The organism is Viridibacillus arenosi (assembly GCF_001955655.1).
GTDB classification, from domain to species: Bacteria; Bacillota; Bacilli; order Bacillales_A; family Planococcaceae; genus Viridibacillus; species Viridibacillus arenosi.
The window spans coordinates 33,712-55,084 of sequence record NZ_MSPW01000014.1 but is presented as its reverse complement, the minus strand read 5'-3'; the positions used below and the strand labels follow the sequence as shown (position 1 = coordinate 55,084).

23 protein-coding genes are annotated in these 21,373 nt (G+C 32.4%); 4 read left to right on the top strand and 19 right to left on the bottom strand.

Annotated elements, in window-relative coordinates:
- The first annotated feature begins 392 nt into the window (after positions 1-392).
- Positions 393-1,868 (top strand): response regulator transcription factor, encoded by a 1,476-nt coding sequence (locus tag BK137_RS19330; protein ID WP_038182821.1) that lies wholly within the window; start codon positions 393-395, stop codon positions 1,866-1,868.
- Between the two features lie 86 nt (positions 1,869-1,954).
- Here BK137_RS19330 and BK137_RS19325 read toward each other — a convergent pair whose 3' ends face one another.
- The 8 genes from BK137_RS19325 to BK137_RS19290 form a co-directional block, all read right to left on the bottom strand.
- On the bottom strand, positions 1,955-2,611 hold the full coding sequence (locus BK137_RS19325; RefSeq protein WP_038182824.1) for a uridine kinase family protein: 657 nt from the start codon (positions 2,609-2,611) through the stop codon (positions 1,955-1,957).
- 441 nt (positions 2,612-3,052) lie between these two features.
- Positions 3,053-3,838, bottom strand: coding sequence for a GNAT family N-acetyltransferase (locus tag BK137_RS19320; RefSeq protein WP_038182827.1), 786 nt, complete (start codon positions 3,836-3,838; stop codon positions 3,053-3,055).
- 226 nt (positions 3,839-4,064) lie between these two features.
- Positions 4,065-5,075, bottom strand: coding sequence for a hypothetical protein (locus BK137_RS19315; protein WP_051448665.1), 1,011 nt, complete (start codon positions 5,073-5,075; stop codon positions 4,065-4,067).
- Positions 5,076-5,263: 188 nt separating this feature from the next.
- On the bottom strand, positions 5,264-6,247 hold the full coding sequence (locus BK137_RS19310; RefSeq protein ID WP_038182829.1) for a glycerophosphodiester phosphodiesterase family protein: 984 nt from the start codon (positions 6,245-6,247) through the stop codon (positions 5,264-5,266).
- Between the two features lie 212 nt (positions 6,248-6,459).
- Positions 6,460-6,879: a hypothetical protein gene (locus BK137_RS19305; protein WP_038182837.1), complete on the bottom strand. Its 420-nt coding sequence runs from the start codon at positions 6,877-6,879 to the stop codon at positions 6,460-6,462.
- 243 nt (positions 6,880-7,122) lie between these two features.
- Entirely contained in the window at positions 7,123-7,509 is a 387-nt protein-coding gene (locus BK137_RS19300; protein ID WP_038182840.1) for a hypothetical protein, read from the bottom strand.
- Between the two features lie 395 nt (positions 7,510-7,904).
- Positions 7,905-8,330, bottom strand: coding sequence for an HIT family protein (locus BK137_RS19295; protein WP_038182842.1), 426 nt, complete (start codon positions 8,328-8,330; stop codon positions 7,905-7,907).
- Positions 8,331-8,396: 66 nt separating this feature from the next.
- On the bottom strand, positions 8,397-8,912 hold the full coding sequence (locus BK137_RS19290; protein ID WP_038183267.1) for a GNAT family N-acetyltransferase: 516 nt from the start codon (positions 8,910-8,912) through the stop codon (positions 8,397-8,399).
- Between the two features lie 583 nt (positions 8,913-9,495).
- Here BK137_RS19290 and BK137_RS19285 point away from each other — a divergent pair.
- A complete protein-coding gene (locus tag BK137_RS19285) occupies positions 9,496-10,884 on the top strand; it encodes an alkaline phosphatase (protein ID WP_038182843.1) in 1,389 nt (462 codons plus the stop codon).
- A 67-nt stretch (positions 10,885-10,951) separates the two neighbouring features.
- Positions 10,952-11,587: a DUF4352 domain-containing protein gene (locus tag BK137_RS19280; RefSeq protein ID WP_038182844.1), complete on the top strand. Its 636-nt coding sequence runs from the start codon at positions 10,952-10,954 to the stop codon at positions 11,585-11,587.
- A gap of 169 nt (positions 11,588-11,756) precedes the next feature.
- Here BK137_RS19280 and BK137_RS19275 read toward each other — a convergent pair whose 3' ends face one another.
- From BK137_RS19275 to BK137_RS19265, 3 genes are all read right to left on the bottom strand, one after another.
- Positions 11,757-12,083 (bottom strand): YnfA family protein, encoded by a 327-nt coding sequence (locus BK137_RS19275; protein ID WP_038182847.1) that lies wholly within the window; start codon positions 12,081-12,083, stop codon positions 11,757-11,759.
- 257 nt (positions 12,084-12,340) lie between these two features.
- Positions 12,341-13,375, bottom strand: a complete 1,035-nt coding sequence (locus tag BK137_RS19270; protein WP_038182851.1) for a phosphotransferase family protein — start codon at positions 13,373-13,375, stop codon at positions 12,341-12,343.
- A 57-nt stretch (positions 13,376-13,432) separates the two neighbouring features.
- Entirely contained in the window at positions 13,433-13,975 is a 543-nt protein-coding gene (locus BK137_RS19265) for a DJ-1/PfpI family protein (RefSeq protein WP_038182854.1), read from the bottom strand.
- A 237-nt stretch (positions 13,976-14,212) separates the two neighbouring features.
- Here BK137_RS19265 and BK137_RS19260 point away from each other — a divergent pair, with 237 nt between their 5' ends.
- Positions 14,213-14,590: an NUDIX hydrolase gene (locus tag BK137_RS19260; RefSeq protein WP_051448666.1), complete on the top strand. Its 378-nt coding sequence runs from the start codon at positions 14,213-14,215 to the stop codon at positions 14,588-14,590.
- Positions 14,591-14,660: 70 nt separating this feature from the next.
- Here BK137_RS19260 and BK137_RS19255 read toward each other — a convergent pair whose 3' ends face one another.
- From BK137_RS19255 to BK137_RS19220, 8 genes are all read right to left on the bottom strand, one after another.
- On the bottom strand, positions 14,661-15,497 hold the full coding sequence (locus BK137_RS19255; protein ID WP_038182855.1) for a DUF6612 family protein: 837 nt from the start codon (positions 15,495-15,497) through the stop codon (positions 14,661-14,663).
- A 153-nt stretch (positions 15,498-15,650) separates the two neighbouring features.
- Complete coding sequence (locus BK137_RS22730) at positions 15,651-16,052, bottom strand: hypothetical protein (protein WP_038182856.1); 402 nt, start codon at positions 16,050-16,052, stop codon at positions 15,651-15,653.
- A gap of 304 nt (positions 16,053-16,356) precedes the next feature.
- Positions 16,357-17,286 carry a GNAT family N-acetyltransferase gene (locus BK137_RS19245; protein ID WP_038182857.1) on the bottom strand — a complete coding sequence of 310 codons (930 nt, stop codon included), beginning with the start codon at positions 17,284-17,286 and terminating at the stop codon, positions 16,357-16,359.
- A gap of 135 nt (positions 17,287-17,421) precedes the next feature.
- On the bottom strand, positions 17,422-17,868 hold the full coding sequence (locus tag BK137_RS19240; RefSeq protein WP_038182858.1) for an ASCH domain-containing protein: 447 nt from the start codon (positions 17,866-17,868) through the stop codon (positions 17,422-17,424).
- A 135-nt stretch (positions 17,869-18,003) separates the two neighbouring features.
- Complete coding sequence (locus BK137_RS19235) at positions 18,004-18,567, bottom strand: nucleotidyltransferase family protein (RefSeq protein ID WP_038182860.1); 564 nt, start codon at positions 18,565-18,567, stop codon at positions 18,004-18,006.
- A gap of 244 nt (positions 18,568-18,811) precedes the next feature.
- Positions 18,812-19,645 carry an MBL fold metallo-hydrolase gene (locus BK137_RS19230; RefSeq protein WP_038182864.1) on the bottom strand — a complete coding sequence of 278 codons (834 nt, stop codon included), beginning with the start codon at positions 19,643-19,645 and terminating at the stop codon, positions 18,812-18,814.
- Positions 19,646-19,730: 85 nt separating this feature from the next.
- Positions 19,731-20,294 carry a GNAT family N-acetyltransferase gene (locus BK137_RS19225; RefSeq protein WP_038182867.1) on the bottom strand — a complete coding sequence of 188 codons (564 nt, stop codon included), beginning with the start codon at positions 20,292-20,294 and terminating at the stop codon, positions 19,731-19,733.
- A gap of 113 nt (positions 20,295-20,407) precedes the next feature.
- Complete coding sequence (locus tag BK137_RS19220) at positions 20,408-21,319, bottom strand: GNAT family N-acetyltransferase (protein ID WP_038182870.1); 912 nt, start codon at positions 21,317-21,319, stop codon at positions 20,408-20,410.
- Positions 21,320-21,373 lie beyond the last annotated feature (54 nt).

The window sequence follows — 21,373 nt, the reverse complement described above, 5'->3', positions numbered from 1 at the left end:
CTCATAATATCCTCAGATTCGTTCAATGACTTCTTCTAAACGTTCAGCCATATGGTGGCTTAGGTCTATGGAAATTTTAAAGTCTTTTCAATCTCACTAATTTCCATATAGCCGTTTCCAGAAATCATTGTTTCAAAACATCATATGCTAATACAGTTTATCCCACGAATTCATTTGCAGTTGTTTAAATAATTGTCTTTAAATCATATAAAACATTTCAATAAACTGTTGGCAATCTAGGTATCATTTAGACAATAGCTTTGAATAGGTAATATAACAAAAAGAGGAATTATTTTAGATTGTATAGAATTATATTAGATTAAACAGGGACTTTTATTAGATTTTATATCAATAACGTATTAATCATAAATAATGGCGTGGTGGTGAGCAGGATGAAACTATTAATCATCGATAGAGATCTGACCGAAAGAACGGGCATTCAATGGTTTATAAAACACTATCAGTTGGATATTACAACTGTTTACGAAGCAGGAACTGCTGAAGATGCTATAAATTATCTTGAAATGGAGAATCCCGAAATTATTTTGCTAGAACTTGAAATATTAATGCAAGATAAAAAAAATGGATTAAAGAGGGCTTTATCGATTCAACCTCATCATTTAATCACAATAACTGCTGAACCCTTATTTAAGAATGCACAAGAAGCTCTTTCTTTACGCGCTTTAACTTTGCTAGTAAAACCAATCGATTTGAATTTGTTAAAACAGTATTTAACACTTGCATCGAGGCAAGTATTGAATACTTTTAACGATACGCTTTCCTATGTACAAGAGAAATCAATGTATCCAGCGTTCTTTATAGATGATTCTCCTACTCCAATAGAAGACAATGTTTTTTGCTTTATGATAGAAACTGAGTTTTCAGAGCAAAATGAGTTACTCTTTCATTGGCTACAATCCCTACCATTTTCACAGCACTTTACCTTTTATCCATTATCCAAAAGAATTATCTGCTTTTCAAATGATAAAAATCTAGAAGAGTTAATTAAAAAGGGAAAATCAATTATGCGAGAGTGGACTAAATCCAATAATGCTTATTTAAATATGGCTATTTATGATTTGCCTAATAAATCCATAAAAACGATGTATAATGCATTAAAACAAGCATTGAGTTTACGTTTTCAAAATGGGTTTTCTCAAATTTTTCATGTTAGTCAAATGCCTGTCTACAAAAAATTCGATCACTTTTTAACAATTGAACAACAGCGCCTTTGGATTAAAAGCTTAGAGCAAAATGATGTCCAAACTATTAAGATATTTTTGTATAACATTTCTAATTTGGAGATTTACTATCAACCAGATGCCATCCGCATTCATCTTACAAGCATATTAGCTCAAGTAAGACGATTTATGCTGAAATACCAAATGGATAAAATGATTGAAGTGGAAAAAAAATACGACTTATTGTTTGATATGATTTTGAATCATCCAGTACTCTACACCATCATCCAAGAATTCGTCCTTTTTTGCCAAGATGTAATGAATCAGGCAGTACACCAAAAAGAACACGGCCAGTTTGATTATGTAAATGGAGCACTAGATTACATTGACCTTTATTACTCCGATAACACGTTGAACCTTAAAATACTCGCCGACTTCTTAGGCATTAGCACAAGTTACTTAAGCATGTTATTTTCAACAACTAAAGGAGTTACTTTTAAACAATACTTAAATGAAAAACGTCTTACCCATGCTATTCAACTGCTTAGAGAAACAAACTTGCCAATTAGTGAGATCGCCACAACTACTGGCTTTAATGATGCAAATTATTTTTCAAAAGTATTTAAATCGAAATTTACGACTAGCCCTATATCATATCGCCAGCAAATGAAATCTGTAGTTGATTGAGTGCTAGTTTTTAATACCTTATTTGAATATGGTTGTACACAAAAAAGAATCCATTTTGAAAAATACCTATTCAAAATGGATTCCCTTCATTTCACTTTAAATTCAAATGTATTTTTTTCTAGACATATTGTTTCATCAGAAGTTTTGATAATAATATCAAAATGCTGACTGTACGGATGCATAAACACTTCGTACTGAATCCGACGTTCATCATGAGACTGCCTTAAATAATTGATATCTGTTCCCCTTTCAACAATATCACGGCTTGATCTTCTCATTAATTCTGTTTCACTATCTGTATAAAAGAAAATTTTTAAATCAAATAAATCTGCATTAATAAATGCGACACTCATTCCTTCTACAATCGTTACTTTGTTTTTCGAAGAAATTAACTCACTTTTCATATAGTGTGAATCTATCGTATACAAATCTAAACCATTTCTAACCATCTGAACATCTCGTTCTAAGGAAGACAAATGATGCGCGGATGGATGGCAAGCAGTCATTTTATAACGATGATTTTCATTTTGATATGTATAATCGATAATTGCATGCTTCCGTATGTTCGAACTAACAATATATGGATCAGTATTAATATAATTCACTTCGTCTGAATCTAGTAGCTTTAAAAATCTATTGGCAAATGTTGTTTTTCCAGCAGCACCATGTCCTGAAATACCAATAACAATTTGTTTATCGCTCATTTTGGCCCAATTTATGATTTCTTGTAAAATCTTATCCATTATTCTCCCCCTATTACTAATGAAATAATGCTCCTTCTTTGCATTAGACTTGAAATTCAAAAAGATGGTATAACCCCCATCATATCACTATTTTTATAATGCTTTGATATTTATTAACATTATTCTCTATCTATTTTAGTCTACAATCGTGCCCTTTTTTGAAGGTATGATGAGTACTGTCACTTTTATTGCATAAAAAAAGAAGCTAATCACAGCTCCTTCTTTTACTTAGTATCCTCCCCTATTGCTTAAGTTGCTGATTTAGTAGTTAAATCAAAATTAACATCTTCTATAAATTCAATAACTTCACTGTTAGGACTGTAAATCAAAGCCTAATAGAGGTGGTTCTCCAAGAGATAGTTGGTTAGGTATAATAATTTGTGCCAATTTTTTATAGTTTCATTTATTTTTTCTCTTTAATTAGTGTTTTCTGATAAACATTTAGCTATTTTTTATAAATATTGAATATTTATTAGGTTGTCTAAATCCTAATTTTCCAGCTAATTTAATAGATGCATTATTTAATATGTCACAATCCCAGCGAGGCATTATATTATTTTCTAAACAGTGATTTATAAATGCTTTTGCATTAATAGCGGCTAATCCTTGTCCCCTATAATCTTCGTGTGTTTCAATATCCATTTCTGAGAATTGAAGTGAGGAAAAAATCGAAGTACATTCACTAACCACTCTCCCTTTATGTAGAATACAATAACCGAAACCCTTTTCAATAAAGTTTGACACAGAACCCCAATATTCTTTATAGTAATTTCCATTATATTCAGAGCTACTATTAATTAACTCTTCATCTATTCTTTTTATAGAATATTCACTGGCAAGAGGACTTTCATCTTGAAACTGTTTCTTATGGTCATACGTAAAAGTATACCAGCCTCTCTGCTTTAATTTGTCTTTAAAAAGTACGTTAATTACACAATCCCAGTTTTCAGATGCAGAAAATAAAGTAAATCGTAGTCCCTCACTTTTTCTATTACAATACAATTCAAAAAGAAAATCATTAAACTGATGATTATCTTCTTCCCCAGCAATGAAATAAATACCGGATTCTGTTCCAATGAGCAATGTCTCAACATTTTTTGAGTCTACATAAACAATTCCATTAATATAATTATTTAATATTGAATAGACAAAAGTTGGTACAGTTTTCAAATTACTTTCTATTACTTTTATCGCTTTATCAAAATCTTTAACACTTAGTGTTATCATCCTATTTAAACCTTCCCCTAACTCCCCCTCCATTGAAAACATTCAGTCACAAACAAAAGGATTGAATCCTGTGCAATACAGAGTCCAAACCTAAAGTGTCGGCTATGAAGTTTGATACATATCAATGTGCCAATTTCTTATAGATTCATTAATTACTTCTCTTATGTTTTGGTTTTCTTTAGTATAATCAATTCTAAAATAGATAACTTTTAAAAAGTTCAAGATGTTATTTTTGCACTTTTTGCAGCTGATTGGCCTGATAATAATCGGCTAGCTCCAATTCTAATCTGTCATACAAATGTACTTTCAGATAATTAGATACAAATTGTTCTTTCTCTTTTTCAATTGTTGATGAATAAAAGAGTTTTTTGAAAAGCCCAATTTTATTTTGACTTTCAAACTGACTTAATGCTTCAGCTCGTAACTCAGAAACAACCACATTCTCAATGTGGCGTTCTCTCAACTTCACAGCAATATCCTTCACTTTATGAGCCGTAATGTCTTGAATTTGATCTTTTAATATCTCATTGTCCTTTATCAACTTCTCTGTTTGTGCTTTTATCTCTTCCATCTGTTCATTCGAATCATTAGGAAAAGCAACCAATCTTTGCTTGAAGAAATCTTCATTCACTACTATTTGAGTTTCTGATTCATCCTTCTTTTTAAATTCAAATAAGCCTGTTTGAAGCATTTGATTTAGTACATTACTAAGAATATCTACTTTCTCACCTAAATGGTCTGGAACTGTGACTGCTGTTTCTTCAGAAAAATGTGGTCGTGGATTTACACGGCCTACATCATCTATGCCTAAAAGTTCTTTTAAACCTTTCACTCGATACTCATCTTTTAACAACATAATCATTCTCAGCTTTAATATGGCTAAGAATGATAAACGTATTACCGTTGACGTGGAGGGGGTCAATTCTTGGTCGAGAAAAATATATTCCTTAAATGGTTTGATATAGTATCTTAGCTTCGCATCCGATATGCCAAACCACACAGCGACTTCCGTAATTGAATAGAACTTCTTTTCAATTATTTCTGCTAAATAAGAATCGCTGTATAATATCTCTTCCATAGGTGTATCACGTACGACCGTAAATAATGGATCATGAATTAATACTTCTTGTATTCTTTGCTTCATTTCTTCCGTTACTTTCAATTCGCTCACCTCTGTCCTATACAGTCCAAATTGATATTTATCTTCTATAATTAAGAAAAAACTATGCTTTTTCATCACATTTTCTCCACTCTCTAACTCTATTCTATTAATTTCTATTCTTTTCCTTCTAAATTTAAAAATTCACTGACAAAAAACACCATTCGCTAATGAAATGGTGTTCAAAAATAGTAATTCTAAACTAAAAAACAACCCTGTGTCCTATTTTTCTATGGAACCAGGTTTGTCTTTTTGCTTACTAAGCTTTACTTGTTATATAAAGGTGCAATTTTATCAATACGATTCGTCCAAATACCCCCTGAATAATCTTCAGGAAGACGTTTGATATCTGCTGGCGTATCAAAACCACTTGAAAAGCCGGACCCATTGCCTCCAACAACAATAACCCTCGTATCTGCATTATCCATTCGTTTTAGAAAACGGTTTGGCCATCCCCAAAGCCACGGTGCTACTTTTTCTGGAATATGTAATTGACCGTGCTTAAGATTTGTAGGCAAATAACCTGTCCACCCTATAGCCATATATATTATAAGGTCTTTTTTTAATGTAGCTTTTGACATTGTACGTAAACTTGGTAAACGCTCTCTTAGTGTAGCTATTGGTTGATCGCCGCCATACACAGTTAATTGTTCGAGGCGATTCGCTGGCAGCTTTTCTAGATAATTCGCCATTTGTATTCCTTCATTTTCATCATCACTTTTGATGTGAATCAGGAAAGAAGTCTTTGGAAAGTAATTCAATACTTCATCAAGTGTTGGCATTAGATCTATTCCTTTACCTCGGAAAGGAAATGTTTTTCCTTCATCTGCCGTATAACCGTATCCGATGTCTAATGCCTGTAATTCACTAGTTGTATAATCTCTTGTCACACCTTGTCCATTTGTCCGACAATCTAGTGTCCAATCATGGAAAATCACAAAATTATGATCTTTCGTAGGTTGCACATCAATCTCCACCAAATCTGCTCCAGCTTTAATTGCCGCTTCCATAGAAGGAATCGTATTTTCCAAATAAGGATATTCTGGTTGGTTAATACGCTCTGCTGTACAAGTATCGTTTTCTATACCTTCCATCGAAAACGTTTGGGCAAGTCCTCTATGCGCGAGAAGTAGTGGAGCTCCCTCTCCCCGTTTTGCAAACAAAGAACTATTGTTTACATATATAAATACAAAAAGGACAAGAAGGAACCAAATTGATTTACGTTTAAATAGCCTCTTAATTTTTTTCATTTGTCTCTCCTTCTGATGATCCATTTGGAAGTTGTTTAATACTTATAAACGGAAGATACAATATTTATTATTATCCGAAAAAAGTAATACATATTCAATGGATCATATTTAATACTCTAATAATAAAGTAAATTTTCAGGAGAATGGTAGATGTGGCAAATCCAATTAGCAAATGGCTATATATTGTATATAATATCTAAGAAAACCGTACATCACTTTTTCCCTAGTCTAAATCCGGAAACAAATACAACTAACATACAAATAAAAGTAAGAATGATAATTGTTGAACCATCAATCATAGTTAATAGTCCTGCTAATTTACTCGCTAACCATACAAACGGAAGAATATAGTACTGTGGGATGGCAGCGACGTTTCCAAATCTTCCCACTTCATCTGTTAGGACAAATTGCCAGATGAATAATACCAACGAAATCAGCCATACACTATTCCCTAAAATCAATCCTTTCATAGAGCTCTTACTAAATCGCCCGATTATGTAACCAACCCATAACCAATATACTAAAAAAACAATTTGCGCGATCAGAGGATAAAATGGAATCATTGATTGATGAGCTAAGTATCCATAGATGCCTGGAAAAACGATCAAAATTAAGCCTAGTATATATTTCATCCTGTTCATCTCCTTCTAGATTAAGTTTCAAATTCCTTAAACTTGTCTACTACCTCTTTCCATTAATATTCACCAGATTTGTAGATATTACTGATTGATATAGAAAAGCTCAACAACTATGAACTTTTTTATTACTAAAATTAATGATAGATAATAAGCAAACAAAAAAAGAACTGCTGCTTCACATTTGAAGTGGTAGTTCTTTTAAATGAAATATAATTTTTCAAAGCTACTATATTTTTTCTAACCAATAAGTTTCTTCTTATTATAATGATGGCGAATTGAGCATGAGACAGCTACAATGAGGATGAAAAAAACAGCACTCATACTGATAATAAAACGAACAGCATAATTTGCTTCAGAATCCGCTAAATTATCCATGATATTTATATAAATCGGGAAAAATAAAACGCTTCCAAATACAGTTTGATACGGAATGATTCTACTAGTCTCATCGGTGAACACTATTCCATCTAATATAAATAAGATTAAAAATACAATACTTATAATAGCAGCTACCATGACAAATTCACTTTCCATTTTAAAGCTGCCCATATCTATAACATACGCTAAATAAAATAAGACGAATCCTATAAACGCTGAACTCACAATTTGCTTTACGAAATTCATCTTTTCATCCTTTCCAGAAAATTTATTATTATATTACGGCGCCTTCACAAAAATTGAGCATATATCATCTTCTTTGAAACTGTACTTTACCTTTTTCTATTAACTTAAATAACAGTGTAAAAAACGGCAATTGCAGAACTACTCCTTTCACAAATGCCCAATATTACATTCAATACTTGTTTGATATTAGAATTGTGAAAAAATGCTGCTAATCAGAATTTTAGTATGTAGCATTGTTAATTCATACACGCTTTCTACACCGTACACTAGTCTATGCCTGAGTAGCATTTTTGTGCCAAATGAGTCATTTACTTTTTAATCAAGCTTTCAAAATGTTTTTTAAAAAAATAAAGGAACTCCACGTGACCGGAAGTTCCTTTTACATTCACTATTATTTAGTTAATTATTTCATTAACTACATCGATAAGTTTTCTTTTTGTCTCCACTAAATTAATATCTTCTTCTATATAATTATCCTCACCTGAATAGAAAGTGGCGAATGATTGATCTTTGTATCTAGGTACAACATGCATATGATAATGAGTTAATTCATTGAAAATGCCACCGTTTTGGCAAATGGTAATACCATCAGGGTTAAACAGTCTTTTTATTGCTTTAGATAAAAGCATAGATGCCTTCATTATTGCATTAGCAGTATTTTCATCAAGATCTTCAACATCATAAATGTGCTTTTTAGGCAATATTAAAACGTGGCCTTCGTTGTATGGATCATGGTCCAAGAAACAACATACGTAATCATCCTCGAAAACAACATGAACTTGATCATTTTTATTAGCTAGACTACATCCTAAACAGTCCATTTTAAACTTCCTCCATTAGTACATTAAATTTGAGAAGTAATTTACATATAAATTATCTATTATTTTTCATTTTAAATATTCTTCTCTTAACACTGCATAGTAATATTCATCCCACCATGTATCTCCATGAGGTATACATTTTTTGAAGTATCCTTCTCTTCTCATACCTATTTTCTCCATAACTCGATAGGATGGAATATTCTCGGGCTGACAAGTGGCAATTATTCTATGTAACTTTAAATCTATAAATCCATAGTCTACAAATGCTTTGGCCGCTTCAGTAGCAAAACCCTTATTACAATAGTCCGGATTAAACACCCAACCTATTTCATAAGTATGTTCACCAAAGTATTTAAAAAATTCAATATGACCTATCAGGAGATTTTCTTCTTTTAGTATAATTGCGAATTTCTCAGCTTTATCGTGCAAATTATTATTCACTAACTGCTTTGCTTCATCTTCATTTAACACTCCTGATGGCATATACTCCATTACGTTTGGGTTAGATGTATATGCATATAAATTTAACCAATCATCTTCTTTAAAATTTCTGATTAGTAGTCTTTCAGTATTTATCAACACTTCCATTGTCATCATCCTCCAATTCTAAATTGCATCAAATATCTTCCTTCAGACCACACTAACTTCCTTAATTATACAACATAACTCTAATTTGTAATTACCAGTTGTTTAATTCTTTTAAATTGACCGATTGACCGTTCAACAAAATAAGGCAGCCCTGTAATACTTTACATTTTTTCTTCAATTGGTTATTTCCAGAATCCAACCATTAACGCTGTTACAATACAACCAATTAGAAGTGAAACTACATTCCACCATGAGGAGCTTGTGATTCACAGCCAAAGTATAACGCTAATCCGCCAGCTATTGCCGCACCAACTACAAAACTAACATTTAATTTCTTTATTATGCGTTGATTCTCAAAATAAAAACGCTAAAAATAGATGTGGCACTGATATTACAATTGAATTTCTAAAAATAAATAACCCGATTTTGAACATACTATAAAAAAAATTAACAGTTTTGCGATGATAGTTAATCTTTTCTTTACAATGATTTACATATCTCTTACATGGCGATAACACTTCCATAAAACTGTTTCTGTATATTTTAGATATACCAAAGTTTAGGAGGAATTATATTGATGAACAAGAATTTCAAGAAGAAATTACTTGCGTTTGCAGCTGTATCTACTCTGGCGATTAGTAGCCTAGGAGTACCTTTTTCTGAGGCGCAAGCAAAATCAACAGCACCAAAAGAACCCGAAATTAAAAATATTATCTTCCTTATTGGAGATGGCATGGGTGTTTCTTACACTTCAGCCTATCGCTACTTAAAAAGCAGCCCTAACTCAAAATTTGTCAGTCCTACAGTGTTTGATAAATATCTAGTTGGGCAACAAATGACGTATCCAGAAGACACAAAAGAAAACGTAACAGACTCTGCATCTGCTGCAACAGCAATGTCAGCAGGTATTAAAACATATAACAATGCTATAGCAGTAGATAATGATGAATCAGAAGTGAAGACTGTCCTAGAATCTGCAAAAGAAATGGGCAAAGCTACAGGACTTGTAGCAACATCTGAGATTACACATGCAACGCCAGCTGCATTTGGCGCTCACGATCCAAGTCGAAAAAACATGAACGGCATTGCAGATGACTATTACGATGAACTCATTAACGGCAAGCACAAAGTCGATGTTCTGCTTGGTGGCGGTTCATCACTATTTATCCGCGAGGACCGAGACCTTGTGAAAGAATTTAAAAAAGATGGCTTTAACTATGTGACAACAAAAAAAGAGTTACATAAAAATAAAAATAAACAGGTTCTTGGCTTATTCGCAACTGGTGGTATGGATAAAATGATTGACCGCAAAGCTGAGACACCTTCCCTAGCAGATATGACGAACTCTGCCATCTCTAGCTTAAAACAAAATAAAAACGGATTTTTCTTAATGGTTGAAGGTAGCCAAATCGATTGGGCAGGTCATGACAACGACATCGTTGGAGCAATGAGTGAAATGGAAGATTTCGAAAAGGCATTCAAAGCAGCCATCGACTTTGCTAAAAAAGACAAGCATACATTAGTCGTTGCAACAGCTGACCACTCTACTGGCGGTTTCACAATTGGTGCAAATGGCGATTACAACTGGTTTGCCACTCCAATCAAAGCTGCTAAACGCACACCCGATTTCATGGCAAACAAAATTGCGAATGGTGCCGATGTTGAACAAACTTTAAAACAATATATTAATCTTGATTTAACAGCTGAAGAAATTCAATCGGTAAAAGATGCAACAGCTAAAAAAGAAATTGATATCGACAATGCAATCGAGAAAATCTTCGATACGCGTTCAAACACAGGTTGGACAACAGGTGGTCATACTGGAGAAGATGTTCCTGTATACGCTTACGGTCCGTCATCAAGCAAATTTGCTGGCCAAATTGACAACACTGACAACGCTAAAATCATCTTCAAAATTTTAGAGCAAAATAAAAAGAAAAACAAAACAGTCATCAAAGATAAATAACATAATTTTAATAAAGGGCTGACACTCCTACCGTTAGCCCTTTATTCTATTAAATGGAGGTTAATAAATGAAAAAATCACTCGGCTTTTTACTTTTACCATCCTTATTATTTGGCTGCTCCGACAAAGATTTCAGTACTAGCTCCCCTGCTTTGGCTCAAGAAATAGAAAGCAATTACCTCGATGGGTATGGAGCAAATCCACAAGTACCTGATGACCGCACATTACTCACTGTCGGACAATCCATCAAAGATGCGAAAGGCGAAGCAACATTACAGAAAATAAACTTAAAAGAACAAACAGTTAAAGTCGGGGATATTAAATTAACAGTGAAAGATACAAAGCTAATTCACCTGTTCCCCGATTACAGTCTAACCGACTATTTCCACAGCCTCACCCATGACGAAGAATTTGATTATGTGAAACTCTTTGTGGAAATCAAAAACAGTTCCACCCAAAAAGTAAACTTCGCACCAATCGCTATGATTGAAACAAATACTGGTCAGAAAATCACTTGGGATCAAGACATTTACTTAGAAAACTTAAACGAAGAAATTGAAGGTAGTGCATCTAAGAAAGGCAATTTGGGATTCATCGTTGATACAAAAACGAACCTTGAATGGATTGAAATTACAACAAGTGATGTATTTGATGGAAATGAAGCAAAGGTTGCTAACGCTAAAAAGTTTAGAATTTATTTTTGATAAAAAAGCTATTTAAAAGAAATTTAAACCTTTAAATTATCCAGACTTAAATTTAAAAAGGATAAATAAAAGGGCATTACATATTATATCTACCTAATATGTAATGCCCTTTCCTTTTTATTAAACTAAAGCCTCCAATACTTGAATATGCCATGTACAGTTACTATTACTATTGACGCGGTGCTAATAACATTACGGCTACACCAACTAAGCAAATTCCTGCACCTACCCAATCGTACAAATCGGGTGCTTTTTTATCAATCCCCCATCCCCACAGGACAGAAAGAACGATAAATACTCCTCCGTATGCAGCATATACTCTACCGAACGATGGAAACGATTGAAATGTAGCAATAACACCGTATAAGGCTAAGGCTATTCCTCCACCTATACCCCAATAATATGGTTTACCTTCTCTTAACCATAGCCATATCAAATATCCTCCGCCAATTTCAGCTATACCTGCAAGTATAAACAAAACAATTGCATAAAAAATTTAGACCACTTCCTAAAAAAGTATTCTATAAAACAAATTATAACTTATACTTATTCAATTGCCTGTCCCATTTGTTGTAGAAAAAAAAGGGGCCGTCTGAACAGCTTAAAGATCTTTTCCTAAAAAGCCTTCGGCAATTGAACAAGAAAAGCTGTCATAGCAGCAGACTTTATTAATTGGACTATTGCTGCTATTTGGCGTCGTTCTTAATTTTTTCATCATACTTCCTAACAATGAAAAGTAACTGGTAATACTGATTATATAAACTCCCATTGTTCAATCTCTCTAATAAGCTCCTCCATCGTTTTCAAATAATGTTCTACCCAAACAGAAAATGACATATCCTCATCCCAAGTAACTGCACCGATAGCTTTTGCACAGCCCCAATCTAATGTTCTTTGCATAAGCATATGTACTTTTAAACGTTGTATGATTTGCTCTTTTTCATCAGTTCTAGTCATATATATCTTAAAAAAATGCTTCGCCACATCTAATTCGTTATGATCTATATACATTGTTAACATTTTTATCAAATCAGCTAAAGGGTCACCAAAATAGGCATTGGTAAAATCAAATACTCCACTTATTTTCCACTCGTGCCCTTCATACAGAATCAAAAAATTACCAGGCTTAAAATCACCCATAACAAATGTTGGTGTATCAAATTGATCAAAAGCATCAAGAGATTCTTGTAGGACGTTTTCTACCCAGTTCACATCACCTAGTGTTATTTTAGAATATTTTTTTGCATCCTCCACCCAATAACGAATTCTATTAAAAAGCCAAATTGTAAAACCCTCTTTAAATTCACTTAAGTTCTTCGTGTTAGGATTAAATTCTCCGCATACATCTACTTTCCAACTATGTAATTGCAATAGCGTGTTCGCCATACTTTCTGCAATCTGTATTTTATCTTCACTCATTAACTTATCCGCTACTTCTATATCGTTCAAATGCTTACCTTTTAGTCGTGGCATAATAGCATAACTCCAACTAAAATACGAATTAGTTGCACCAATGAAATACGGCGTGGGAACAGGTACATCACTAATTCCCGAAATGTTATTCACAAAAAAATGTTCCTCCTCAAATTGCCCAGGAAATAGTGGATTCCCTTTTAAAACAAACTCACCTTTAGAGGAATGAACAAACATTGTCTGACCCATTGCACCATTATCAGTTTTTTTAGAGGAAATAAGTTTACCTAAATTGTGTTGATTAAGCATTTGTTGTAATTGCTCATTCGTAATAACACCTAATTTATTTGAAGCGAAAAGAATTTTTGTTGTCATAAATTAGCCCCCATAGTATTTGAATTGGATGTGAAATTAATATTCTGAAAAAATATTTTAATCTCTATACCATGCCTCTTCAAATTCAACTTTAACCACCTTACCAAATAGTGCTCCCCACTGAATAAATCCAGAACCCCAAGCTGTTATTACATTTCCATCTTGAACCACTAGATCTTCTACATAGTTCGCATCATCAAATAATCCGCATTGTTCTCTATGTTCTGCCAACAATCCAACTGTGTATTTTTTTCCTTTTAATAATCCTGCTTTTGCTAGTAACATCGGGGAACTTGAAATACTTGCAATAACAAAGTTTGCTTGGTTAGCAATCTTTTGAACAAACTCTATATATTTTTCATTTTCAACAACACTTGCAATGTCCATACATCCAGTAAGTAATAGACTATCAAATTCTTGGTAGTTTACTTGATCTATTGTTTCATCAGCAACACAAGTTAGACCTGCCTCCCCTTTTACTCCTTCCTTTGTTAGTGCAATTACAGAAATTGATTTTCCACCTTGCATTAGAATGGATAAAGCAGTCGTCAATTCATACTCGCTAAATTGTGGATATAATAAAACCGCCGTTTTTTTCATAGAATATTCACCTCTTTTTCAAGTTTCTCTAAAAGTTCTAAAATCTTGTTTTTCACTAAATGATATTACTAATATAAAAGGAGAATAACAGAAGTATTACTTAAGCTTTATACATAATTTTATCATATTATCTAATTTATAACTTTTTATAAAATTTTACACATATGTAAACGTTCATATATACTCAAAATGTAGAATTTATAAGTATTATATTTATTACATATGGAGGCGAAAAAAATGGAAATGCCAACTCATATTGTTGCTGTGGATGCATTAATTAGAGTAGTAAAAGAAGAAAGTGGAATTGACATTACTGTATCAAACTTAATCGGTGTTTATTCAAATACAAGCACTCATAAATGGTACGACGGTATCACTGACGTTCCTACAAAATTAATGCTAGATTATAGGTGCAAACCAGTTGGTGGGGAGTTAGCTATTTCAGAAGAAACATCAGAAAGCTGCTGGGTTGCTAAGGATACAGTACTGGAGTATTTTACGAAAACTGCTTTTCGAACTCGTTATGAAGCTTATTTGAATTTCGATGGAAATATTAAATATATGGAATATATCACAGATCCTGAGTTTGAAATCAAATTGAACAGAACTGTCTAAATCATTCTTAACATTGAGACACTATGGACAAAAAAACCGGTCATAGCTTTTCAGCTACAACCGGTTTCTATTACATTTCTTGTGCTTTTTCAGTTACTTCTTTTGGTACTGTAATCGGTTTAACACTATTGAAGTTGCTCAGTTTTAAGTCAGTGTCTGTTTTCATCTTCATTTCATTGCCTTCTACTTTCATCGTCATATTCATAATTGTTTTCATATGCTCGATATTGTAGTCATCTTTGTTAATGTAGATTACATACTCAACATCATCAAATTTCATGTCATCAATTGCTGGTTTTTCAGCACCTTGTGCCATTTGCTCAAGTTGAGCTTCTACTTCAGTTTTAATGAACTTTGTAAATTTCTCACCTTCAGCTTTTAAAGTTAACACGTATTTGTCACCTTCCGTATCAACTTTAAAGTCCTCTACAAATTCACTAAGTTTTTTCAGTTGTTCTGAAGGATCAGATTGCTCTTTATAAGAACCTAAAACTAGATCATATTGCTCTTTTGGCATCTTCATCCATTGATTCACTGTTGATTCTTTCATATAGAAGCCTTTATCTGTCATATACCCTTCCATTTTAATATCCATTGCTTCTTCCGCACCAACATCTTGCATCTTAGTTGTTGAAGTAAAATATGAACTTAGTGGATCAGCAATGATATCCATTTTCATATCACTAACCAGATCAATCGACATTTCTTCTTCACCGTCTTTAAATACCATGCTTTGCTTGATATCACCATTTGCAGAATAGCTTTTTAGAGATTCTTGCTGTTTTAAAGTTTTCTCATAAAGTTCTTTCGCAGTTACATCTGAATCTCCGACCTTTTCATTTGCATTACATGCGCCAAGTACGCCCACTACTAGAAGCATGACGAATGGCAAAAACCATTTTTTCATTAATAAACCCCACCTTTTAACTTTTAAATAGATATTAACTTTAATCCTTAAAGGAAATTTTGTTAAATTTATCTATTAATAGTATAGTACGAATCTAAGAATAAAAAGTTTCATATTTTACTATTTTATGTATATAAGAATATTTTAGTATAATTATAGTGAATCCGCTCTTTTTGATATTTTCTTCATGACAATATCAATACAAAAGAAAACTGTTACACATAACAATGCAATCATTAATCCCGTTTGAATATATCCTTCAGGTGAACCACCTGCAATGAAATTATAGACTGCGAAAATCATTAAACATATTACGCCACTAACGATGTGAAGCAGAAAACTTATGATTTTCTTTAGATGATATTTGTAACAAAAATTTTCAATAAACATTGAGGAAAGTAATCCAAATGTGAAAATGAATGGAATTGTTACTGAACTGACAACAAATCCAATGATGAAATAGTCATTAGCATTTACTTCAATAAAAAATAATGGAAGAATAAAAAAAGTGAACAAGGCAGTTAAAGTCGCTACGAATAGTTTTTGTGACAACATCATGATCAATTCCTTTCAGACATATATTCAAATAACTCAATACAATGTCTAATGAAACGGCACATACTCTAGAGTGATTTTGCCTAATTTTCTACATTAGTTAGATTAAGTTTATCATACACCGAAAGAAATTCTTCTGGAAATTTAGTATTTATTTGCCTAACTTCATTTTTTTACAACATAGTGTATATACAAAAGGGTATTAAATTCAAAACACTTTAATCAGCTATAAAAAACACATTTTGCATTATATGTGAATTAGTTAAAAAATGTTCGTTTTAATTTCATCAATACCATTTGATAATTACCCTTTAATCACTTGATAGTAAGCTTCGAGCAGTTCTTCGACTAGGATGTTATCTATTTTCATACCTGTGATTTCGCTATTCTGTATTTCTACATCTTTGAGATTGCAATGACTCAATTTGCTTCCTTTCAAATCACATCTCTCAAATAATATAGGATTATTTTCTTTTCCAAGATCTGTGTCTTTAAAATGAACTCCTCCTAAAGAAGCCAAAAGGATTTCGCTGTTTGCAAGATTTAAATCCGCAATAAGTGAATTTCTAAAATTTATATTTTGAAATTTTGAATGGCTAAGATTGCAATTGCTAATATAGCTATTCATCAAATTACTATTACTAAATGAACTGCCTTTTAAATTTACTTGATAATATTCGGCTTTAGACATATCACAATTGTCGTACTGTATTCTTGAAAGTTCTTTATTTTCAACTATATTTTCTTCTTCAACAGGTATTTTTATTTGCTTTGTATAATAGTATTCATCTTTCGTTTCGAAGGTTTTTTCATACCCCTTCTTTTTGTAAAAGTAATGATTATTGATTTGCCGGCTAGACGTTTCAAATTCCCATTTCCTTACATCATAAAACTCTTTTTCCACTAAACTTATCGCTCTTGAACCAAATCCTTTACCTTGATAAATAGGGTCTATGAATATACGGTCAATTCTCCCAAAAGATCTCCCCGATACTGTAACAATAATACCTCCAACAATGATTTCATCTATAATAACCTTATAATAATTCAACTCTTTAATCATATATTTGTTCATTTCTATAGATGCATATCCTGGAGGTTGAATATTATAATCTGCATAGGCTTCCTCTTCTGACAACCACTTTTTCGCTTCTCTGTCAAAAGTTTTCTTCATAATTTCAGTTAAAATCTTTGCATCATTCATTGTTGCTTTTTCTATCGTTAATGTGGACATATAAATGTGCTCCTTTTTGAAAATAACCATTTTTATTTTAGAAAGATAGAAAGAATTATGAAAGTAATAATGAATCACCATAATTTCTATTCCAAACATCTTATTCGAAATCTAAAATTCTAATAAATCGAAGCATCATAATCTATTTTTTATATCGATGAGTTTAAATCTCTCACATACAAGAAGCATATCCTCTGTAAATGTTAAACCGTATTTTTGTAATTCTGAACTGAAGAAATTTACATGTATATCTTTCCATTTCTCATATGTACCATCACCTTCAGCAATTGCAAATTCTTCAGTTACCTCATTCATAGGTACTAATGAAACTTCAACTGTTTTGACAATTGCAACAGGTTGCTCTTCGCTATTCAAAATAACCCCGTAGTCATTAATCATAGGTAACGGCATATTTTTCAACTCATAGAAAGCATGACCAGAACATGTTGCTGTTTTCTCTCCACTAACTACTTGTTCGGCTAGCCTATCAGCCGTGTCACCGAACTTCCAAGTACTTACTGATGTTGGCTTATTCTGTTCTCCCCAATATTCGTTCCAATATGTTTGTGCTTCTTTATTCATTTTAGAACCTCCTATACCTTCTTTATTGATCTGATTTTATTTTCATCTATAGTGTGAAGACTCTTTACTTATGCTCGAAGCAGTATAATATGGGAATCGTTAATAAAATATTTATTCTTCATAAAGTAGTTGGATTCAGAATTTCAACTTCAATTTAGGCCAAATCTTATCCCAGTTCTTTGTCTCAATTCTTCTTACATAAATATCATGCATAGGCATGCCTTTCTTGAATTCTGGAGTTGGTTTTACTACACAAGATAACAAATCCTCTACTCCGTATGGAGCACATAACTCAACTTTAGAATTATTTAAGCGTATACCAATAGCAGTTGGAATTTCTGAAAAGTGAGCGATTCCATCTTTAGAAGAAATGTAAGGTGCAACTCCATTTATCACATGCATTCTTGCTTGATTTTTCACCGACCAAGGCTCGTCAGGCTTCATACTTAATAATTGCTGCTCGAGACTTTTTTCTATTTGTTCATCTACCTCTTCAGCATTGAAGTAAATGACATCAATATCTGCTAATGGCGTTCTTTCACCATAGTTATGCAGTAGATCCCAAGCCTTACTCCGAACAAAGCCAGCACAAACCCAACAGTCTGGCAAATTCAACTGTTCTACAGCTTGTAAAATCTCCATCATCCATTTATCTTTTTTTATCGCTTCTATAAGACCAAGTTCATTATGTAAAACCAATGAGAATACACTACCTTTCTATATTTTAATAATCGGAAATATTCTATTCTAGTAATTGCAGTTTTTCAATGAGTTAATTGAATGTTTCATCAGTTGAAATACACAGTTAATTATTGCTAATAAAATCCTTCTATGTCAAATACAGAAATATAATGAGAGATTCAAAATTTTAAAACATGATTAAATTATCTATATAAACGTTAGTAAAAAAGCGTTTTGGAAAAAGGTAAATGAAAACATGGATTTATCTAAGTCCGAAGCTTTTCATGAAAAAGACCATATCATTTGAAGGTTCTATATCAAACTGCTTTTTGTATGCTACTACTCCCTCTTCTAAGCTTGAACATTTTTCAGAAATAGCAAAACTAATATTTAATTGCTCCCAATAGGATACTATTTCTTCTCTACTGCAAACTGACTCATGAGAACATATATAGTAGTCAGCGTCATACTCTTCGATTATTTGTATCATCGGAAATAGTTGTTTAGCATCAAAATGGTTGCTTCCCTGTATTGTTCGCCCATAAATACAGTCACCTAAAAATAAAGTCTTCTCTTCAGGTATATATAAAATTGTTGAATCATCAGTATGTGGACTTACAATTTGGCGTATCTCACATGTAACCCCACCTAAGTCAATTTTCATTTCACCATCAAAAGATAGATTCACATTTTTAGGTGAAAAATTCTCTCTATCCGTAATTTCTGCCTTAATACATTCTATTGAAAAATCATTAAAAACACCTTTAGCTTTTGCTAATTCTAATGATTTTTCATCATATTTAATACCTTGATACATTTTCAAATAATTACTTGTTTTGATATTTGCAATTGAAATCAAATCCCATTCTTTTAAACCAAAAGTATGATCCCAGTGATGATGTGTTAACACCAAAAACTTCACCGATGGCAGGCCCATTTTATCTATTTCTATTTTAAATTCATTTGCATGTTTGGGAGAATTTCCTGCATCAACAATTAAACAAAAGTCGTCACCTATCACAAGTCCTAACACGGGTCTATCCGTTTCATCACTATTTTTCATATAATAGATTCTATCAGTTATTTTTTCTAACATTATTATCACTACTCCTAATTTTTTATTGAAGTCTTTGCGTAACAAATTCAGTCGAAATATGCTGAGATGTATATACAATCACCTCTCAGTTCTGAAACTCTGTATTTAACAAACTATATAACCACATGTTTTTACATTCTCCAGTAACACTATGGCATTCAAACTTCCTTAAGTAACCTTCTTCTTTGAAGTTGAATTTTTTTAATAACACCTTTGATGCTATATTTTCATCACTAACAAAGGCTTGAATTCTTACTAAGCCTAAATGGTCAAATCCTATTGATAAAACCTCATGTACTGCTTCGGCCATTATTCCACGACGCCAATATTGCTCTGATAGTTCATAACCAATTTCAGCCCTTTTCCCTTCAAATTCACTTAAAAATATTGTTCCTATAATTTCATCTGTGACTTTGTCTGCAATTGCAAAACGAATAATCCAACCTGCATCATAACCTTTGTTCCATAGTTTGATAACTTCATAACTTCTTTCTATTGTTTCTGGTCCATTCCAATCAAGATTTCGATATACATTTTCATTTGAATAATATTTTAATAATGCAGGAGCATCTTCCAATCTTAATTTCCTTAAACGAATTTTTTGAGTTTCTATTACTGGAAACTCTTTTAATATTTTTGCAAAATCCATTTTTATTCCCCCATAAAATGCTAATTGGTTAAAACTTTGTGCTATATGTTCGAATAGGTTAAATCATCTTCTGAATGCGTTAAATCAAGGGCCGAGTAGATCAAATCATTTTTTCATGTATGTGATAACATTGGAAACATCAACTTGTTATTTTTAAATAGTTTTTCTTTATCCCCCATTACCATAAGTGTAGAATCCTCTTCTTTATAAAGACTTACTTCATAGTTTTCACTGTTGATAGGCATAAAATTCAGTATAGCTCTCTTTGTCTGTTCTGTTGCCAAGGCATTTAGTACATTTTCAATTTCTATTTTCTTGGTTGCCAAAATATCATATAGAATCAATGTATCTTCTTCATAATCTGCTACAGCAATTGCATTTAAGTCTTGTATATAGAAAAGATTATACTTAAAACTGAACAATTCAAAATAGTTACAATAGAACATGACTAGCCCAGCGTTATCCACCATTGAAAGTGCAAATTGTGCTGCAGCATTCTTTGCTGTTTCATAAAGCAGATTAAGATCGATAACATTATCGATGTCCATTTTTCGGACAGAATAAGGACTTTCAATTATTGAAATTTGTTTTGAAGCTTGATATTCATCAACAGATATAAATCCGAACTTAGGATAAAAATCAAGAACACTGTCATTAGCGAAAAGATAGAACATATCACATTTATTTTCCCACTCCTCTATAACCGTATCCATTAGCACTCGGCTTAGGCCTTGGTTGCGGTATTGTTCATCTGTCATTACTGTACCCAACTGAACAAATCGTTTTTTCTCCCCTAAGACGATAAAATCAATGACACTGACTGTAATATGAGAAACCATTTTATCGTTGTCTAACAGTGAATACAAAATACAATTCTCTTTCCAATAACCACTTTTATACCACTTTTCAAAATCGAAATTATAAGTTTGTTTAGTTAGCAAATTAAAACTGTTTCGTAGTTCATTATCATCCTGGTAGCGGGAAATCAATTTATAGTTTTTGCCGTTAATCATTACGTTCTTCATTTGAATTTCCTCCTGATTTCTATCTAAGTAAAGTATAACTTAACTACATAACTG

What these genes read in the sequence shown, in the direction of transcription:
- BK137_RS19310 (WP_038182829.1), bottom strand. Translation starts at nt 6,247, where the DNA reads ATGAAAAAAATTAAGAGGCTATTTAAACGTAAATCAATTTGGTTCCTT.
- BK137_RS19260 (WP_051448666.1), top strand. Translation starts at nt 14,213, where the DNA reads ATGGAAATGCCAACTCATATTGTTGCTGTGGATGCATTAATTAGAGTA.
- BK137_RS19285 (WP_038182843.1), top strand. Translation starts at nt 9,496, where the DNA reads ATGAACAAGAATTTCAAGAAGAAATTACTTGCGTTTGCAGCTGTATCT.
- BK137_RS19255 (WP_038182855.1), bottom strand. Translation starts at nt 15,497, where the DNA reads ATGAAAAAATGGTTTTTGCCATTCGTCATGCTTCTAGTAGTGGGCGTA.
- BK137_RS19320 (WP_038182827.1), bottom strand. Translation starts at nt 3,838, where the DNA reads ATGATAACACTAAGTGTTAAAGATTTTGATAAAGCGATAAAAGTAATA.
- BK137_RS22730 (WP_038182856.1), bottom strand. Translation starts at nt 16,052, where the DNA reads ATGTTGTCACAAAAACTATTCGTAGCGACTTTAACTGCCTTGTTCACT.
- BK137_RS19295 (WP_038182842.1), bottom strand. Translation starts at nt 8,330, where the DNA reads ATGGACTGTTTAGGATGTAGTCTAGCTAATAAAAATGATCAAGTTCAT.
- BK137_RS19325 (WP_038182824.1), bottom strand. Translation starts at nt 2,611, where the DNA reads ATGGATAAGATTTTACAAGAAATCATAAATTGGGCCAAAATGAGCGAT.
- BK137_RS19240 (WP_038182858.1), bottom strand. Translation starts at nt 17,868, where the DNA reads ATGAATAAAGAAGCACAAACATATTGGAACGAATATTGGGGAGAACAG.
- BK137_RS19270 (WP_038182851.1), bottom strand. Translation starts at nt 13,375, where the DNA reads ATGACAACAAAAATTCTTTTCGCTTCAAATAAATTAGGTGTTATTACG.
- BK137_RS19330 (WP_038182821.1), top strand. Translation starts at nt 393, where the DNA reads ATGAAACTATTAATCATCGATAGAGATCTGACCGAAAGAACGGGCATT.
- BK137_RS19280 (WP_038182844.1), top strand. Translation starts at nt 10,952, where the DNA reads ATGAAAAAATCACTCGGCTTTTTACTTTTACCATCCTTATTATTTGGC.
- BK137_RS19265 (WP_038182854.1), bottom strand. Translation starts at nt 13,975, where the DNA reads ATGAAAAAAACGGCGGTTTTATTATATCCACAATTTAGCGAGTATGAA.
- BK137_RS19230 (WP_038182864.1), bottom strand. Translation starts at nt 19,645, where the DNA reads ATGTTAGAAAAAATAACTGATAGAATCTATTATATGAAAAATAGTGAT.
- BK137_RS19220 (WP_038182870.1), bottom strand. Translation starts at nt 21,319, where the DNA reads ATGAAGAACGTAATGATTAACGGCAAAAACTATAAATTGATTTCCCGC.
- BK137_RS19305 (WP_038182837.1), bottom strand. Translation starts at nt 6,879, where the DNA reads ATGAAATATATACTAGGCTTAATTTTGATCGTTTTTCCAGGCATCTAT.
- BK137_RS19300 (WP_038182840.1), bottom strand. Translation starts at nt 7,509, where the DNA reads ATGAATTTCGTAAAGCAAATTGTGAGTTCAGCGTTTATAGGATTCGTC.
- BK137_RS19315 (WP_051448665.1), bottom strand. Translation starts at nt 5,075, where the DNA reads ATGAAAAAGCATAGTTTTTTCTTAATTATAGAAGATAAATATCAATTT.
- BK137_RS19245 (WP_038182857.1), bottom strand. Translation starts at nt 17,286, where the DNA reads ATGTCCACATTAACGATAGAAAAAGCAACAATGAATGATGCAAAGATT.
- BK137_RS19225 (WP_038182867.1), bottom strand. Translation starts at nt 20,294, where the DNA reads ATGGATTTTGCAAAAATATTAAAAGAGTTTCCAGTAATAGAAACTCAA.